16 protein-coding genes are annotated in these 15,148 nt (G+C 72.1%); 6 read left to right on the top strand and 10 right to left on the bottom strand.

The window, feature by feature from the left end:
- Positions 1–64: 64 nt before the first annotated feature.
- The 4 genes from RUR_RS17295 to RUR_RS17310 all read right to left on the bottom strand — a co-directional run bounded on the left by RUR_RS17295 (position 65) and on the right by RUR_RS17310 (position 4,168).
- The gene (locus RUR_RS17295) at positions 65–607 is read right to left on the bottom strand and encodes a hypothetical protein (protein WP_283136099.1); all 543 of its coding nucleotides are present in this window, start codon (positions 605–607) and stop codon (positions 65–67) included.
- Positions 608–946: 339 nt separating this feature from the next.
- Complete coding sequence (locus RUR_RS17300) at positions 947–2,704, bottom strand: CARDB domain-containing protein (RefSeq protein ID WP_283136100.1); 1,758 nt, start codon at positions 2,702–2,704, stop codon at positions 947–949.
- A gap of 322 nt (positions 2,705–3,026) precedes the next feature.
- Positions 3,027–3,563, bottom strand: a complete 537-nt coding sequence (locus RUR_RS17305; protein ID WP_283136101.1) for a hypothetical protein — start codon at positions 3,561–3,563, stop codon at positions 3,027–3,029.
- Positions 3,564–3,619: 56 nt separating this feature from the next.
- Positions 3,620–4,168 carry a hypothetical protein gene (locus RUR_RS17310; protein WP_283136102.1) on the bottom strand — a complete coding sequence of 183 codons (549 nt, stop codon included), beginning with the start codon at positions 4,166–4,168 and terminating at the stop codon, positions 3,620–3,622.
- 649 nt (positions 4,169–4,817) lie between these two features.
- Between RUR_RS17310 and RUR_RS17315 the strand changes: the two genes are divergently transcribed.
- Positions 4,818–5,051: a hypothetical protein gene (locus tag RUR_RS17315; protein ID WP_283136103.1), complete on the top strand. Its 234-nt coding sequence runs from the start codon at positions 4,818–4,820 to the stop codon at positions 5,049–5,051.
- 135 nt (positions 5,052–5,186) lie between these two features.
- Here the strand turns inward: RUR_RS17315 and RUR_RS17320 are convergent, their stop codons facing one another.
- The 3 genes from RUR_RS17320 to RUR_RS17330 form a co-directional block, all read right to left on the bottom strand.
- Positions 5,187–6,341 (bottom strand): acyltransferase family protein, encoded by a 1,155-nt coding sequence (locus RUR_RS17320; protein ID WP_283136104.1) that lies wholly within the window; start codon positions 6,339–6,341, stop codon positions 5,187–5,189.
- Complete coding sequence (locus RUR_RS17325; RefSeq protein ID WP_283136105.1) at positions 6,334–7,332, bottom strand: alpha/beta hydrolase; 999 nt, start codon at positions 7,330–7,332, stop codon at positions 6,334–6,336. Before RUR_RS17325 ends, RUR_RS17320 begins: the two co-directional genes overlap by 8 nt.
- 129 nt (positions 7,333–7,461) lie before the next feature.
- Complete coding sequence (locus RUR_RS17330; RefSeq protein ID WP_283136106.1) at positions 7,462–8,016, bottom strand: PadR family transcriptional regulator; 555 nt, start codon at positions 8,014–8,016, stop codon at positions 7,462–7,464.
- 88 nt (positions 8,017–8,104) lie between these two features.
- On the opposite strand from RUR_RS17330, the gene RUR_RS17335 reads away from it, so the two are divergent.
- The 4 genes from RUR_RS17335 to RUR_RS17350 all read left to right on the top strand — a co-directional run bounded on the left by RUR_RS17335 (position 8,105) and on the right by RUR_RS17350 (position 12,392).
- Positions 8,105–9,475, top strand: coding sequence for a carotenoid oxygenase family protein (locus RUR_RS17335; protein ID WP_283136107.1), 1,371 nt, complete (start codon positions 8,105–8,107; stop codon positions 9,473–9,475).
- A gap of 79 nt (positions 9,476–9,554) precedes the next feature.
- The gene (locus RUR_RS17340) at positions 9,555–11,024 is read left to right on the top strand and encodes an AAA family ATPase (RefSeq protein ID WP_283136108.1); all 1,470 of its coding nucleotides are present in this window, start codon (positions 9,555–9,557) and stop codon (positions 11,022–11,024) included.
- 349 nt (positions 11,025–11,373) lie between these two features.
- Positions 11,374–11,937, top strand: coding sequence for a hypothetical protein (locus RUR_RS17345; RefSeq protein WP_283136109.1), 564 nt, complete (start codon positions 11,374–11,376; stop codon positions 11,935–11,937).
- Positions 11,934–12,392, top strand: a complete 459-nt coding sequence (locus tag RUR_RS17350) for a hypothetical protein (protein WP_283136110.1) — start codon at positions 11,934–11,936, stop codon at positions 12,390–12,392. Before RUR_RS17345 ends, RUR_RS17350 begins: the two co-directional genes overlap by 4 nt.
- Positions 12,393–12,667: 275 nt before the next feature.
- Here RUR_RS17350 and RUR_RS17355 read toward each other — a convergent pair whose 3' ends face one another.
- Genes RUR_RS17355 through RUR_RS17365 form a run of 3 tightly spaced genes read right to left on the bottom strand, consistent with a single transcriptional unit; the run spans position 12,668 to position 14,630 of the window.
- Positions 12,668–13,876, bottom strand: coding sequence for an RNA polymerase sigma factor (locus RUR_RS17355; protein ID WP_283136111.1), 1,209 nt, complete (start codon positions 13,874–13,876; stop codon positions 12,668–12,670).
- Positions 13,873–14,214, bottom strand: coding sequence for a YciI family protein (locus tag RUR_RS17360; protein ID WP_283136112.1), 342 nt, complete (start codon positions 14,212–14,214; stop codon positions 13,873–13,875). Before RUR_RS17360 ends, RUR_RS17355 begins: the two co-directional genes overlap by 4 nt.
- A 2-nt stretch (positions 14,215–14,216) precedes the next feature.
- Positions 14,217–14,630 carry a VOC family protein gene (locus tag RUR_RS17365; RefSeq protein WP_283136113.1) on the bottom strand — a complete coding sequence of 138 codons (414 nt, stop codon included), beginning with the start codon at positions 14,628–14,630 and terminating at the stop codon, positions 14,217–14,219.
- 199 nt (positions 14,631–14,829) lie between these two features.
- On the opposite strand from RUR_RS17365, the gene RUR_RS17370 reads away from it, so the two are divergent.
- On the top strand, positions 14,830–15,138 hold the full coding sequence (locus RUR_RS17370) for a hypothetical protein (protein WP_283136114.1): 309 nt from the start codon (positions 14,830–14,832) through the stop codon (positions 15,136–15,138).
- Positions 15,139–15,148 lie beyond the last annotated feature (10 nt).

Consider the following 15,148-nt stretch of genomic DNA (forward strand, 5'->3'; position numbering starts at 1 on the left):
CGTGCCATGGCATCCGGCCCTTCGTGGTGGCGGTGTAGGGGGCTGGGCGGGATCTATGAGGGTGTCAGGAGGTGATCTGCAGGCTGACCTGAGAGCCGAGGCCGGACAGGGTGCCCAAGCCGGCGGTGCACAGCAGGACCTCGGCCGAGGGGGCGGTGTTGACCTGGAGGAAGTTGCTGCCGGTGAACAGGCCGGAGGTGACGGTTCCGGTCAGGGTCAGCACGATGGCCACGCCTGCGCTGACGGCGCTGTAGCTGCCGGTGGCGGTGGAGGACTGTCCGGTGTTCCAGTTGATCGTGAGGGTGAAGGTGCCGTTGGTGAGCAGGTCGGGGCAGCTTCGCGTCTGCGTCGAGACCGTGGTGCGGGTGCCGGAGGTCAGGCCGGGCTGGGTAGTGGAGACGCAGGAGCTGTACTGGTAGGTGGTGGTCACCGTCACCGACTGCGGTGTCGAGCTGAGCGGCGGGTTGTAGGTGACGATATTGCTGCTAGGCAGGGTGCAGGTGACTTCGGGCCCGCTGGCGGAGGCCGCGGTGGGCAGGGTGCCGCTGACGACCAGGGCGAGCAGGAGGGTGGAGAGCAGGGCGAGCGGGCGGCGCAGGCGGTGCATGGACAGCACTCCCTTTCGAATCGACCGGCCCATGGCAGGGCGTGGCGGGCGACGGTCAGGTCGGAGGTGACCGTCGCGATACGGGTGTGGTGGGCTGGAGGTGGGGTGCCGGGCGGTTGGCAATGGCGGGGGTGCCGCCGGTGCCCGGCCCGGGGTTCCCGGGCCGGGCACCGGCGGCGGGGTTAGAACAGGCCCATGATCTGGAAGGCGATGGTGCCGCCGCGGGCGCACCGGAGGCTGAGGGAGGCCATCGTGGCTCCTTCGACATCGTGGGTTCTTTGAGCCGGGCTACCGGTAAGCCCGGGGAGGATGTTGCCCGGGGGCGGGCGCGGGTGTGGGTTAGCAGCTGGTGGTGGTGTCGCCCGCGTCGGCGGCGCAGGTGTCGGTACCGAGGCCGCCGTTGGCGGCGTCGCCGCCGCTGCCGTCTTGGACGTCGATGTCGTCGTTGCCGGGGCCGCCGCTCATGTCGTCGGTGCCGTCGTGGTCCAGCAGGACGTCGTTGCCGTTCTGGCCGTCGAGGGTGTCGTCGCCGGGTCCGCCGTAGATGTGGTCGGCGCCGTTGTCGAACAGGTGGAGCAGGCCGCCGAGCAGGGTTTCGCCGTCGTTGGTGTCGTTGCCCGCTTCGCCGTGGAGGTGGTCGGCGCCGTTGCCGCCGCCCATGGCGTCGTTGCCGCCGCCGCCGTACAGGGTGTCGTCGCCGTTGCCGCCGTCGACGGTGTCGTTGCCGGGACCGGCGTAAACGGTGTCGCCGTTGTTGCCCGCCTCGATGGTGTCGTTGCCGGCCAGCCCGCAAATCACATCGGCGCCGTTGGTGCCGTCCAGGTTGGTGTCGTTGCCGTTGGTGCCGGTGACGGTGCAGCCCAGCCCGTTGGCCACGGTGGTGTTCTCGGCGTCGCTGTCGTTACCCGGGGTGGGGTCGTTCTCGGTGGCGTCTACGGTGACGGTGACGGTGACGGTACCGGTCGCGGCCGGGGACAGGGTGAGGGTGACGGTCGCCGAGGCGGAGGAGGCCAGGCTACCCAGGTTGCAGGAGACCGAGCCGGTGACCGTGCACGAGCCCTGGCTGCCGGTGGCCGAGAGGATGCCGGTCGAGACGCCGGACAGGGTGATCGACGCGGTGGTCCCGGTGGCGGTGGCCGGGCCGTTGTTGGTGACGGTGACGGTGTCGGTGAAGGTGGTGCCGAGGTTGACCGGGTCGGCCGAGTCGGCCACCACCACGCCCAGGTCCACGCCGGCCGCGCCGACCGCCCAGTCGGTGAAGTTCCCGGGAGCGCCGGTGAAGACGTTGGTCTTGCCGGTGCCGTCGGCGTTCATCGTCCACAGGGAACCGCCGCGACTGAAGGCGATCTTGGTGCCGTCCGGGGACCACAGCGGCGCGAAGTAGGAGTTGCCGCTGTCGTTGGAGATGTTGGTCTTGCCGGTGCCGTCGGCGTTCATCACATAGATCTGGTTGACCACGGGGAAGACGGCGTTCTGGTAGGTGATCTTGCTGCCGTCGGGGGCCCAGCTCGGCTTGGCCGCCTGCTGGCCGGAGACGCCGCCGGCCAGCAGGGTGCTGCCGGTGCCGTCGGGGTTGATGCTGTAGACGCCGCTGCCCAGCACGTAGGCGATCTTGGTTCCGTCGGATGACCAGACGGGCGAGTGGGCCGAGGTGCCGGTGCCGATCGCGGCGGCGTTACTGCCGTCGGCGTCCATCACCACCAGGCCGCTGCCGGGCGCAGCATAGACGATCCGGGCGCCGTCACCGGAGAAGCTCATGGTGCCGAAGCCGACCCCGGCCCCGGTGGTCAGCTGGGTGATGCCGGTGCCGTCGGCGTTCATGGAATAGATCTCGCCCCCGCTGCCGGCGTTGCGCCTGAAGATGACGGTCGAGCCGTCGGGGGAGGTGGCGGGAAAGCTGTCGTCGGCGGAGCCGCTGGTGAGCTGGGTGGCGCCGGTGCCGTCGGGGTTGACGGAGTACAGGTCGGCGGGGTCGCCGGGGCCGCTGCCCGAGGCCAGGCTGTAGAAGATCTTGCCATTGGCGCCGGGGAAGGCGGCGTGCGCGGGCGGAACGCCCACGGCCAGGCCGGTCAGGGCAAGCAGCGGCGCGACCGTCATGCGGGTGAGCCACCCGAGCGGCCGTCGGCGGTGATTCACAACCCGGCCGAATTCAGCTCCCTCCCCGGTCTCCGGCGCGGTCGTGGTGCGTGGGAGCCCATCGCGGCGCAGCCCGACGGCCGCGCGGGCTAGGCGATGTGCTCGTGCCAGGAGCGAGAGATGCATGATGCGGGTTCCCTTTCCATGTGCCGGCCTGTCGCCGGCGAAGCCGTCACGACGTACGTGCGAGGGTCATGAGCGCTGGTCAGCGCCCTCTTTGAGATCGCCATCGACAGGGGCGGGCCGGCTTTGGCGGTTGGTTGGGGGGTGGCTGAAGCTCGGCTCACAGGCCGGTGATCTGGAGGACGATGGTGCCGTCCTGGGCGGTGAGGCCTCCGGGGGTCAGGCATTGCAGGGGGTTGACGAGGAGGTAGGCCCAGGTGATGACGGCGGTGGCGCCGGTGAACTGGCCCGCGGTGACGGTGCCGGCGGCGGTGTTCTGCACGATGCCGCCGGTGGCGGTCAGAGTGCTGAGGAGGCCGGTGAGGGTGGAGGTCTGTCCGTTGTTCCAGTGGAGGACGAGTTGGCCGCCGCCGGCGGGGTTGAGCTCGACGTGGTTGCAGGAGGCGCCCGGGACAGGGTAGGAGAAGGGGCCTCCGGTGACGATGCCGGTGATGGTGGGGTCGGTGGAGGTGCAGGACGGGACGGTGTCGGTCTCGGTGACGGTGACGTTCTGCGGGGTGAGGGTCAGGCCGGGACTGAAGGTGACGTGGCTGGTGCCGGTGCAGGTGGTGGAGGAGGCCGCGCGGGCCGGGGTGGGCAGGGCGAGCGCGGCGGCCGCGAGGATGAGGGCCGGCAGGACGGCGGCCAGGCGGGTCATGGTGTCGTGTCCCTTCGTGGTGGTTGCGGGGTTTGCCGGGCGGGCTCCGCGGTGCATCACGTGATGGTCAGGGTGACCAGGGAGGTGACACCGGAGACGGTGCCCAGGCCGGCGGTGCACAGCAGGATGTCGGCCGAGGGCGCGGTGTTGACCTGCGCGACCGAGCTGCCGGCGAACAGGCCGGTGGTGACGGTTCCGGTGGTGGTGAAGACGATGGCGGCGCCGGCGGTGCTCGTGGTGGTGGTGCCGGAGACGGTGGAGGTCTGGCCGGTGTTCCAGGTGATGGTGAAGGTGACGGTTCCGGAGGTGAGCAGGTCCAGGCAGCTGCGGGTCTGGGTGTTGAGGTTGGATCGGGTGCCGGAGGTCACCGCCGGCTGGGTGGCGGAGACGCACGGACTGTAGGTGGCGGAGTTGGCGACGGTGACGGTCTGCGGGGTGAGGGTCAGCGGCGGGGTGAAGGTGGCGATGTTGCCGCTGGGCGGGGTGCAGGTGATCTCCAGCGGGCCCGCCGGCGCCACGGAGGCCGCGGTGCCGGGCGCGGTGAGCATCGCCGCTGCCAGGAGCGCGCTGAGCAGGGCGGCGAGCAGGCGGGTGAGGGGGGTCATGGGAGGGTGCTCCTCTCGGGGCGCCACAGCACATCGTCCCGGGCGCGCCGACGCAGGGTCGGAAAGGAATAGGCAGCCTGGTGGCGGACCTGCCGTGTAGCCGCGCTGCGGTCAAGGCGCGTCCGGCACGGGCGCGGCAGGGGCCGAGGAAGGTCGACGAGTCCTCCTCACATCCACATACATCTACATCTCATCCAGGCCCCGCCCCGGCGGGCGGCCACCCGATGAAGCGGATCCGTGACAGCGCGCGCACGCACCCGGCGCAGCGGACACGCAGACCGGACTATCGGCAAGCAATGAAACAGCGCATGAAAGCACGCCACTCAGCGGCGGCGTGCCCGCGCCGTACGGTACGGCTCAGACGCAAAGCGCCTGCGAGGCGGGGAAACCGGGGTCGGGTTTGCGATGGGCGGTACCTGTCCGCACAATGGTGCGCCCGTCCCCCAGCCCCGGCAAGACACCTGACGCCATCCGCGATTCCGCTGGCCGCATCCGGACATCAGCAACCGGGGCAAACCATCACAACCAGGACCGGCAAGCGCCAAGCCCCGGCCTGCGCCACCCCAAGCAGCGATCCCAAACCAGGCCATCAAGCCCAACCCAAATCACCCCGCGGGTGTGCGACACAGAACCTGCACCATGTGTCACAGTGACCCTCCCCGACCGGCCCGCCCCGGCCACCGGCGCGACGACCACGGCCGGGATCGGGCCGGCGGTCGAATGTTCTTTCGACTCCATCACCGCGGCCACCACCCGCGCCGGCTACGCCGAGACCCCTGCCCGGCTGATCGCCGTCGTCGGCCCGGCGCATCCCGTCGCCCTGACCCCCGACCGCTACGCCGCGATGACGGCGGGCGGGGAGAGCACGGCCGCCGCCACCTGACCGCGCTCGTCGCCTTCACCACCTGGGCCCAGCGCCAGGAACCGCCGGCCACCAGCCCGGCCCGCCGCCTGCAGCGCCGCAAACCTGCCCGCCGTGGCGACCGCTCCATCCCGGTCGCCCGGCTGGAGACGCTCTTCACCGACCCCGCCCACTCCCTGCGCGGACGACTGCTGTGGCGGCTCCGCCACGACACGGCCGCCCGCGCTCGTAGGTGTGGAACGCCGCCCGGCACACCAGCAGCGCCGCCGCGAACACCGGGAGCCAGGCCAGGCGGGCCGCCACCCAGCCCAGATCGCCCGGGACGGTGTGCAGGCCGGGCAGCGCCGAACCGGAGAGCAGGCCGACCGCGGTGACGCCGATCAACGCGGTCTGATGCCAGAGGAAGATCGTCATGGCGGAGAGGTTGACCAGCAGCGTCGCCGCCCAGGCGGCGGGGCGGCGCAGCGCCCGGCGCAGCGGCCCCTGCAGCAGCAGGGCCGCTCCGCACTGGGCCAGCCCGAAGGCCGCGGCCGCCAGGGTCGGCGGGGACTGGTTGGAGATCGGGGCTCCGGGCACACCGACCATGGCGGCCGGATATCCGGCCCAGACCACGAGCACCGCGGCTGCGGCACCGCCCCCGAGCAGCAGCGCCCAGCCGGTCGCCCGCCGGCGCAGCTTACCCCGGGCCCAGGCCGCACCCAGGCAGTACGGGACCAGCCAGCCCGCGGCCACATTGGCCCAGCCGAGCCAGGCGGGCCCCCCGAGTCCGTACCGGATCAGGTCGACCAGGGCGACGACGGCCAGCGGCCAGAGCGGGTGCAGCCGCGCGACCAGCGGGGTAGCCGCGGTGAGCGCGGCGTAGACCAGCAGGAACCACATCGGGGACAGCACCAGCTTGACCAGCTTGTACACGGTGTCCGAATCGGTCCCGGCGGCGAGCATCGCGACCGCCGCCGCACCCCACACCGCCACCACGGGAACGACCGGCCGGAGCAGCCGGTTCATCCGGGCGGCCAGCCACCGGGGGAACGTCTGGCCCCGGTCCCGGGCACGGGCGTGCCCGGCGGCCGCCATCTGCCCGCCCACCAGGAAGAAGATCGCCATCGTCTGCAGCAGCCACGTGACGGGGGCGAGCTCGGGCAGGTGCCGCAGCGGGCTGGTGACGTGCAGCCGCCCGCTGTCGGCGAACAGCGCGGTCACCAGCCAGTGGCCGAGCACCACACCGCCGACGGCCAGGGCGCGCAGCGCGTCGACGGCGCGGTCGCGGCCGGGCGGGGTGGCCGCCTCCATCCGCCGGACCAGGTCATTCACCGCGGCCCGCCTCGGACGGGGCCCGGCCGGAGACGATCCGGGCGATGTTCCGCAGCGACGTCCCGTCGCGCAGGTAGTCACTGTGGCCGCCGTCGCCCGCCGCGAAGACCCGGGCGCCGAACCGCGGGGAGACCGGGTCCGTGCCGAACCCCACGGTGGTGAACGGCAGGCGGAGCCGGGTGTAGGGCACATGGGCGATCCAGTCGCCGCCGCTCCGCCCGGCCCAGACCCTGGCCCGGGTGCGCAGCGCGGCGACGTCGTCGGCACCGGTGCCCGCGCTGCCGTACAGGACGATGTCGCCGACCTCAAGCCCGGGCGCGGCCCGGGCGCAGACCACCGTGCCGTAGGAGTGGCACAGCAGGGAGACGCGGGCCGTGGGCCGGGCCGCGGCGAGATCCCCGATGAAGGCGCGCAGGTCGGGGGCGGCCTCGTCCGCGAGTCCGGCCGTCAGCGCCGCCAGGCTTCCGGTGGCGGGCGTCCGGTAGAGCCAGGCGATCACGGCGGCGGTGTCCCCGAGCTCCCGCCGCAGGCGCAGCGCACCCCCGTGCAGCAGGCCGTACTTGTCCAGGTTGGTGTCGGAGCCGGGGACCAGCACGGCGATCCGCTCGGCACTCGGCAGGTCGCCGTGCACCTCCACGGCGCGGCCCCCGCCACGGCCGTCGAAGTACAGCAACCGCCGCGCCGGGTCGGACAGGGCGCGCAGGGCCCCGGCCCGGCTCCGATGGCCGTGCGCGACGGCCATCCGCTCGGCCGCCTCGACGGCCTGCCGGCCTGCCGCGTACCGCTCGGCCAGCGCCTCGGGGGTCATCGCGGGCAGCCGGAGGAAGGCGACCGGGCCGGGCGCCGCGACGGCGCCGGTGTGGGCCCGGCCCATGACCGGCACGCTCACCGAGGCGAGGACGATCAGGGTGAGCACCGCGCGGCGCAGCCGGCCGCCGGGCCGGGGCGTTCGCGAGGCCGCCGGGGCATGGGGTTTACGGTCGTCGAGCACCCTCCCGACGATGCCGTGGACGACGCCTGTGACACATCAGCCCACAGAGGGCATTCGATACGGCCCGCTAGAGCCGGGGACCTACGCCTGAGGGTTGACGCCTCGCCGGCCCGGGCCGGTCCGGCCCGGTCAGGGGGCGGCCGGGGGCGGGTCCGCCGCCTTTCCCGCGGTGGACAGCTGCTCGATCGCCCAGAGCGCCCACTCGCGCATGGCCTTGTACTGGAGCGCCCCGAACTCGGCGGCGAGCACGCCGAACCACTCGTGGCCGGGCCGGAATTCGGCGTTCTTCACCGAGGCCTCGATGTGGTCGAGTTCGGCCGCGGCCTGGTCGGCGAGCCGGTGCAGCAGGGTGAGCGAGTCGGCGACGGAGAGGGTGGGGATGAGGAACATCCGCAGCACCTCCACGTTGCGGACCTTGCCCCCCGTCTGGGGCGGGTCCATCATCCAGGAGCGCAGCTCGGCCCGTCCCCGCGCGGTCAGGGCGTAGGTCCGGCTGCCGCGGGCGCCCTCGGCCGTCACCTCGATGAGCCCGGCGGCCGCCATCTTGCCCAGCTCGGGGTAGATGTTGGTGTGCCCGGCCTGCCAGGCGTAGCGGCTGAGGTCGCCCTCGAACATCTTGGTGAGCTCGTATCCGGTCCGCGGTTCGAGAGCGAGCAGGCCCAGCAAGGCGTGGGGCAGGGACATGCCCGCACTCTATCGGAGGGGGAGCGACATGTCACTTTTGACATGTCGAGATTGACATGTCAAAGATGACTGGTACATGCTTCCCGGCATGACCACCGACCATGAGCCCCCGCCGCACCTCACCGGGCCGCGGGCCCCCGTACCCGACGAGATCGACGCCGTCGGCCTGCCGGTCCGGGGCTCGCTGCCCCCCGAACTCAACGGCCGCTACTTCCGCAACGGACCCAACCCGCGACCGGGCGAGACCACCCCGCACTGGTTCATCGGCCCCGGGATGATCCACGGGATCCGGCTCCGCGGCGGCCGCGCCGAGTGGTACCGCAACCGCTGGGTGCGCACGGGCACCCTGGAGGGCCGGAGCCCGATCGGCCCGGACGGTGCCCGCGACCTCGCCGTCGGGATCGCCAACACCCACGTGATCCCGCACGCCGGCCGGATCCTGGCCCTGGACGAGGGGAGCTTCCCGCACGCGATCACGCCGGAGCTGGCCACGATCGGCCCGCTGGACTTCGGGGGCCGCCTCACCACGGCCATGACCGCGCACCCCAAGGCCGACCCGGTCACCGGCGAGCTGCACTTCTACGGGCACGGCTTCGCGCCGCCGTACCTCACCTACCACCGGCTCTCCGCCGCCGGAGAGCTCACCGTCAGCGCGGAGATCGCCGTACCCGGCCCGACGATGATCCACGACTTCGCCGTCACCGACCGGCACGCGATCTTCCTGGACCTGCCGATCACGTTCCAGCTCGAACGGTTGTCCACCGGCATGCCGTACGGCTGGGACGACGGCTACGGGGCCCGGATCGGCGTCATGCCGCTGGACCGGCCCGGTGAGGTCCGCTGGTTCGAGGTGGAACCCGCCTACGTGTTCCACGTCGGCAACGCCCACGTCGACGCCGCCGGGCGGGTCGTGTTGGACGCCGCCCGCTACTCCGCCGCCGACGCGGTGGCCATGTGGGACGCGCCCGGCCTGGACGCCGCCGACCCCGGGGCCGGCGCCGCCGCCACCGGCGCGGCCCGCTGGCACCGCTGGACGCTGGACCCGGCGACCGGTGCCGTCGGCGAGACCCCGCTGGACGACCGCAGCGTCGAGTTCCCCACCCTCGACGACACCCGGGTCGGCCGCGAGGCCCGGTACCGCTACGCGGTGACCGACGTCACCGGCAAGGCCGGGATCCTGAAGTTCGACACCGCCCGCGGCACCGTCGCCGAGCACCCGATGCCCGCCGGAACCCTCCCCGGCGAGGCCGTGTTCGTGCCCTCGGCGGACCCGGGCCGGGCCGAGGACGACGGCTGGCTGCTGTCGGTCACCGTCCGCGAGGACGGGGGCCCGTCCGAGCTGCTGGTGCTGGACGCCACCGACGTCGCCGGGCCGCCGGTGGCCGTGGTGACCCTTCCCCGCAGGGTGCCGTTCGGATTCCACGGCTCCTGGATCGACGACGCCGACCTGGAGTCGTAGGGCGACTCCGCCACCGCGCCGCTCGGGATCCAATGATAAGCCGACCTATAATAGGTTGGCTTATCATTGAGGAGGTCGCGTGGACAAGCCCGCGGGGATGTTCGACCGGGACTACGAGTGGGCGGAGCTGTCCAGGTTCACGGAGTACCCCGGGCCGGAGGCGACACTGGGGATCGTGTCGGGCCGGCGCCGCCAGGGGAAGACCTTTCTGCTGGACGCGGTGTGCCGGGCGACCGGGGGGTTCTTCTTCGCCGCGACCGAGGCGACCCAGGCCGAGTCGCTCCACCAGTTCGGCACGGCGATCGCGCGGCACCTGGGGGAGGGTACCCCGCGCCGGTTCGCGGGGTGGGACGAGGCCGTCGAGGTGCTGATGTCGCTGGCGCGCGACCGGCCGACCCCGGTGGTGATCGACGAGTTCCCCTACCTGGCCAAGGCGTCCCCCCAGCTGCCTTCGCTGATCCAGCGGGCCCTTGGCCCGCAGGCGCAGCGGGCGGGCACCCCGGTCCGGCTGCTCCTGTGCGGGTCGGCGCTGTCCTTCATGGGCGGACTGCTCGCCGGTACCGCGCCGCTGCGGGGGAGGGCGAGCCTGGACCTGGTCGTGCCCACTCTGGACTACCGGCTCGCCCGGCGGTTCTGGGAGATCGACGACCTGCGGCTGGCGTTCCTGGTCAACGCGGTCGTCGGCGGCACCCCCGCATACCGGCGCGAGTTCACCTTCGGCGACGCGCCCCGCGACATGACCGATTTCGGGCCGTGGGTGGTGCGCAACGTGCTCAACCCGGGCAGGCCGCTGTTCCGGGAGGCGCGGTTCCTCCTCGCCGAGGAGCCCGAGATCCGGGACACCGCCCTCTACCACGGCGTGCTGTCGTCCATCGCCGACGGCAACCACACGCGGGGCGGCATCGCGGGCTACCTGGGCCGCAAGTCCACCGACCTCGGTCACGCGCTGACCGTGCTGGAGGACGTCGGTATGATCATCCGCGAGCCGGACGCGTTCCACGGGAAGCGGACGGCGTATCGGATCGCCGAGCCGATCCTCGCCTTCTACCACGCGATCATGCGCCCGGAGTGGACGGACCTGGAACGTCCGGGATACGCCGACGAGGTGTGGAGCCGCTCCCAGGCCCGGTTCCGCGACCACGTCCTCGGACCGCACTTCGAGCATCTGGCCCGGACTTGGGCGCGCTGGCACGCGGTGCCGGACACCCTCGGCGGGAGGCGCACCCGGGTCGCCTCGGGCACCCTGTCGGACCCCGCGAACCGGACCACCCACGAGCTCGACGTCGTGGTGTTCGGCCGGGACGGCGACGGGCCGGAGCGGATTCTGGCCATCGGCGAGGCCAAGAGCGGCGACGTGCTCGGCCGGGCGCACCTGGAGCGCCTGGAACGGCTCCGGCGCCTGCTGGCGGGCCGGGACGGGCGGGCGTCCGGCGACGTGCGGCTGCTGCTGTTCAGCGGCACCGGTTTCATGCCCGCGCTCACCGAGGAGGCGTCGCGGCGGGACGACCTTCAGCTCGTCGACCCGGCCCGGCTCTACGAGGGATCCTGAGCCTTTCCGGCCGCCGGATTCGGCCCGTCGGGTCACCGGAATTCGGGCGGGCCGGGAACGGCCGAATTCCGGCGGGACTCGGAGCCGAATTGTGTTTTCGGATGCCCGTCGAAGTCGGCGCCGTGTCGTATCCGGATAATCATTGACAGCCGTCCTTGATTGGTATTAGTTGCTTTTCAGATCACCTCACCGCCTCGCCGAATTCCGGGAAACCATGAAACCCTGACTTAAACGCGTCTGTATTCCGCTGAAACCGGCCCGTCGGCATACCGGGAGACCGCCGAGCGGTCCCGGGAGCCGGCCCACCCATCCCCGACGACGCTCCCATCCGAGACAACGGAGGTCACCCATGGCGTCGCACAGCGGTCCGGCCCCTCGATCCGCAAGCCTCTTCCTCGCCCTCAACGAGCGCCACCACAAGGTCGCGCTCGGCGTCTACCTGGTGATCGTGGTCGCCCACTGGGCCGAGCACCTGGCCCAGGCCGTCCAGATCTACGTCCTGGGCTGGCCCCTGCCCGAGGCCCGGGGCGTCCTGGGGGTGCCCATCCCCTGGCTGGTCACCTCCGAGTGGATGCACTACGGCTACGCCCTGATCATGCTCGTCGGGCTCCTCCTGCTGCGGCCCGGCTTCACCGGCAGGGCGCGGACCTGGTGGAACGTCTCGCTCGGCATCCAGGTATGGCACCACCTCGAGCACCTGATCCTGCTCGTCCAGGCACTGGCCGGAGCCAACCTCCTGGGCCGGCCCGCCCCCACCAGCATCATCCAGCTGATCGTCCCCCGGGTGGAGCTCCACCTCTTCTACAACGCGCTCGTCTTCGCCCCGATGGTGGTCGCGATGCTGCTGCACCGGCGCCCCCGGGAGTCCGAGCGCACCGCCGCCCGCTGCACCTGCGCCGTCGCCACCGGGTGAGACCCGGCCGCCGGTTCGGCGCCTTCGACGCGGTGGTGTCGGCCGCGGGCCTGCTGCTGGTGCTGCTCGCCGTACCGGGCATCGCCCCGGCCCGGGCGGCGGCCTTCGCCGACGGACTGCCCGGAGTCTTCACCGCCCACCGCGTCGAATGCGTGCGGCACCCCGGACACGAGTCGTGCTCCTGGCTGGGGGAGTTCCGCTCCGACGACGGCGCCGTCCGCCGCGCGACGGTCGCCTTCTACGGCAGCGACCGGGACATGTTCACCGAGGGCCGGCAAACCCGCGCCTTCGACACCGGCCGCCGGGGGCACGTCTACGGCCCCGGCGGCTCCCGAGAGTGGATCGCCGTGGCCCTCCTGCTGCTCGCCGGCCTCCTGCTCACCGCCCGCCCGCTGCTGCGCCGGCGGCACCCCGGCCGTGCCCGGGTGTCCGTGGCCGGGACCGGCGACGGGTGAGCGGGATCGCCGCGGCGATGTTTCGGCGGGGAGACGACCCGGCCGGGCCGACCCACGGAGCTCTCCTCCGACGTGAATACGGAAACACCACGGCTTCCCGTTTCGACAGGCGAAGGTTTGGTGAATTTTCCAGCATTTCTCCGGAAATCTGATTAGCAATATCAATTGACTGCCCTGTATTTCCGAAGTCAGAGCATTTTGGTCTTGGAGGGCAGGCGCCGCCACCTGACGGAGTTCCCGGCCGGCCCCTTGAACGGGGCCGTGGACGAGAGGCGTCAGTCCCAGTTCAATCGCCGTTCCAGCAGCGCCTGCTGGGCCGGGTTGGCGGTCAGTGCCAAGGCCAGCCTGTCGCACTCCCGGGCCTGCGTCGCGTGGCCCAGTTCGCGAAGGAGCTCGGCGCGGGTGGCATGGAAGAGCGGGTAGCGCCGGAGCACCGGGCCGAGTTCCGTCAGTTCGTCCAGCGCCGCCTGCGGGCCCATCGCGTAGCGCAGGGCAACAGCCCGATGCAGCCGGGTGATGGGAGAAGGGGCCAGGTGGAGCAGCATGTCGTACAGGATCAGGATCTGGGCCCAGTCGGTGTGCTCGAAGCTGTCGGCCTCGGCGTGACAGGCCGCGATGGCCGCCTGGAGCTGGTACGGGCCCGGCCGGCGGTGGGCGCGGGCCGCACGCATCAGCAGGGCGCTCGCCGCGCTGATCTCCTGGTGGTTCCACAGGCCGCGGTCCTGGTCGGCCAGCAGGATCAGTTGTTCACGCGCGTCGAAGCGGGCGGCGCCGCGCGCCCGGTGCAGCCGGATGAGGGCCAGCAGGCCGATCACCTCCGGCTCGCCGGGCATGAGGCCGGCCAGCAGGCTGGCCAGCCATTCCGCGTCCTCGACCAGGTCGCGGGCATGGGCGCGGTCGGCGGTGCTGGACAGGTAGCCTTCGTTGAACAGCAGGTAGATGACAGCCAAGACCTCCTCCAGCCGATCGGGCAGGTCCTCGGCGGCCGGGATGCGGTACGGGATACCCGCTTCGGTGATCTTCCGTTTGGCGCGGGTCAGGCGTTGTGCCACCGTCGTCTCCGATACCAGGAACGCGGCGGCGATCTGGGCGGTGCTCAGCCCGCACACCACACGCAGCGTCAGCGCGATCCGCGCCGCCCGCGACAGCGCCGGATGGCAGCAGATGAAGATCAGCCGTAGCCGGTCGTCCGGCGGGGACGGCCGGATCCAGCGCAGCTGCTCCAGTTTGGCGCGATGGTTGCCCTCCCGGCGGAGCACATCCAGGCCGCGCCTGCGGGCCACGGTGAACAGCCACGCGTCCGGGCGTTCCGGCACACCCTCCTGCGGCCAGCGGCGGAGGGCGATCTCCACGGCGTCCTGGACCAGGTCCTCGGCGGCGGAGAAATCGCCCAGCAGGGAGACCAGAGACGCGGCCAGGCGGCCCGCGTGTTCACGTACCACGCGGGCCAGGACCTCCTCGCTCACCCGGAGTGGCCGGCTCATCGGGCGGGGCGGATCTCCACGATCGGGCACGCCGGCCAGGACCTGGCCAGTTTCAGCGCCTCGTCCAGATCGGCGACCTCCACTTCGGCGAAGCCGCTGACGACCTCCTTGCCCTCCACGAACGGGCCGTCGATGACGATCGGGGCGCCGGTGCGCGGCAGCCGTACGGTGGTGGCGGTGTGGACGGGGGCCAGGTGCGTGTGATGGGTGATCTTCCCGGCGTTGTCGGCAAACCAGCGGACCACCGCCGCGTAGGCGGCCTCGCGTTCCAGGTCGCCCATCGCCTCCAGCTCTCTGGCGTACTCTTCGGTCTCCACGAACATCAGCACGTACTTCACCCTTATCGCTCCTGGCTCTGGGTGGCCGGCAGGGCGGCGTACAGGTCGACGCCGTTGCCGTCCGGGTCGGCGACCGTGGCGTGGCGCATCCCCCAGAAGGCGTCGAACGGCTCGGCCAGGCCGCGGTATCCGGCCTCGATGAGCTCGGCGTAGGCGGTGTCCACGTCGGCGGGTGCAGGGTACTGGAAGCACAAGAGGGTACGCGGCCCGCCGGTGGGCGCGGACCAGCCCGGCAGGAACGGCGTGCGGAACGGCTCGGTGTTCAGCATCAGGTGCAGGCCGTTCGGGAGGTCGCATCCGGCGTGTTCGGGCGAGTGCGGGTCGAGCTTGAACTCCAGGCCCAACCGGGCGTAGAAGGCCATGCCGGCCGCCATGTCGGAGACGATGATGTCGATGGTGTTCAGCGTCGGTGTCATGCTCTGCTCCGTGGTTTCGGGATGGCCAGGGGCGCCGGATCGGCCACCGGCGCGAAGACCGCGCGTTCATGCGAAGGTTTCGCCGGCCGGAGACCGGCTCTCACCTGAAAGACGATCCGCGAGACGCCGTACACGACATCACGACGAACAGATTTGGGGAGGTGCCCGCACCCTCCTCGGCCGCGTGGGTCAAGGCGCTGTGGCGCAGCGTCCACGGACCGCCTGGCAGCCCGGCGGTCGCCTGATCGCACGGCTCGGCGGCGCGCCGGTGCAGGACACCCGGGCCCCACCGGATTCCGGGTCCAGGTCTCCCGGCGGGCACGCCGGACCGGCGCTGCGGCCAGGCGGTGTCGGTGCGCCAGACGACGACCCTGCGGTGCCCGGCCCGGTCGACCGAACGGCGTGCCCGCCGGTGGTCGCCCGCGCCGAACGCGGACACGTCCTGCTGGACCTGCGCACCGTCTTCCCCGACCAGGACCAGGGCCTGCTCCACGGCCTGACGCCCTGACCACGGCGGC

The organism is Rhizohabitans arisaemae (assembly GCF_025996515.1).
GTDB lineage: Bacteria > Actinomycetota > Actinomycetes > Streptosporangiales > Streptosporangiaceae > Rhizohabitans > Rhizohabitans arisaemae.

Coding starts and splice junctions, on each gene's coding strand:
- RUR_RS17345 (WP_283136109.1), top strand. CDS start 11,374: ATGGCGTCGCACAGCGGTCCGGCCCCTCGATCCGCAAGCCTCTTCCTC.
- RUR_RS17330 (WP_283136106.1), bottom strand. CDS start 8,016: ATGTCCCTGCCCCACGCCTTGCTGGGCCTGCTCGCTCTCGAACCGCGG.
- RUR_RS17295 (WP_283136099.1), bottom strand. CDS start 607: ATGCACCGCCTGCGCCGCCCGCTCGCCCTGCTCTCCACCCTCCTGCTC.
- RUR_RS17335 (WP_283136107.1), top strand. CDS start 8,105: ATGACCACCGACCATGAGCCCCCGCCGCACCTCACCGGGCCGCGGGCC.
- RUR_RS17355 (WP_283136111.1), bottom strand. CDS start 13,876: ATGAGCCGGCCACTCCGGGTGAGCGAGGAGGTCCTGGCCCGCGTGGTA.
- RUR_RS17300 (WP_283136100.1), bottom strand. CDS start 2,704: ATGACGGTCGCGCCGCTGCTTGCCCTGACCGGCCTGGCCGTGGGCGTT.
- RUR_RS17365 (WP_283136113.1), bottom strand. CDS start 14,630: ATGACACCGACGCTGAACACCATCGACATCATCGTCTCCGACATGGCG.
- RUR_RS17310 (WP_283136102.1), bottom strand. CDS start 4,168: ATGACCCCCCTCACCCGCCTGCTCGCCGCCCTGCTCAGCGCGCTCCTG.
- RUR_RS17305 (WP_283136101.1), bottom strand. CDS start 3,563: ATGACCCGCCTGGCCGCCGTCCTGCCGGCCCTCATCCTCGCGGCCGCC.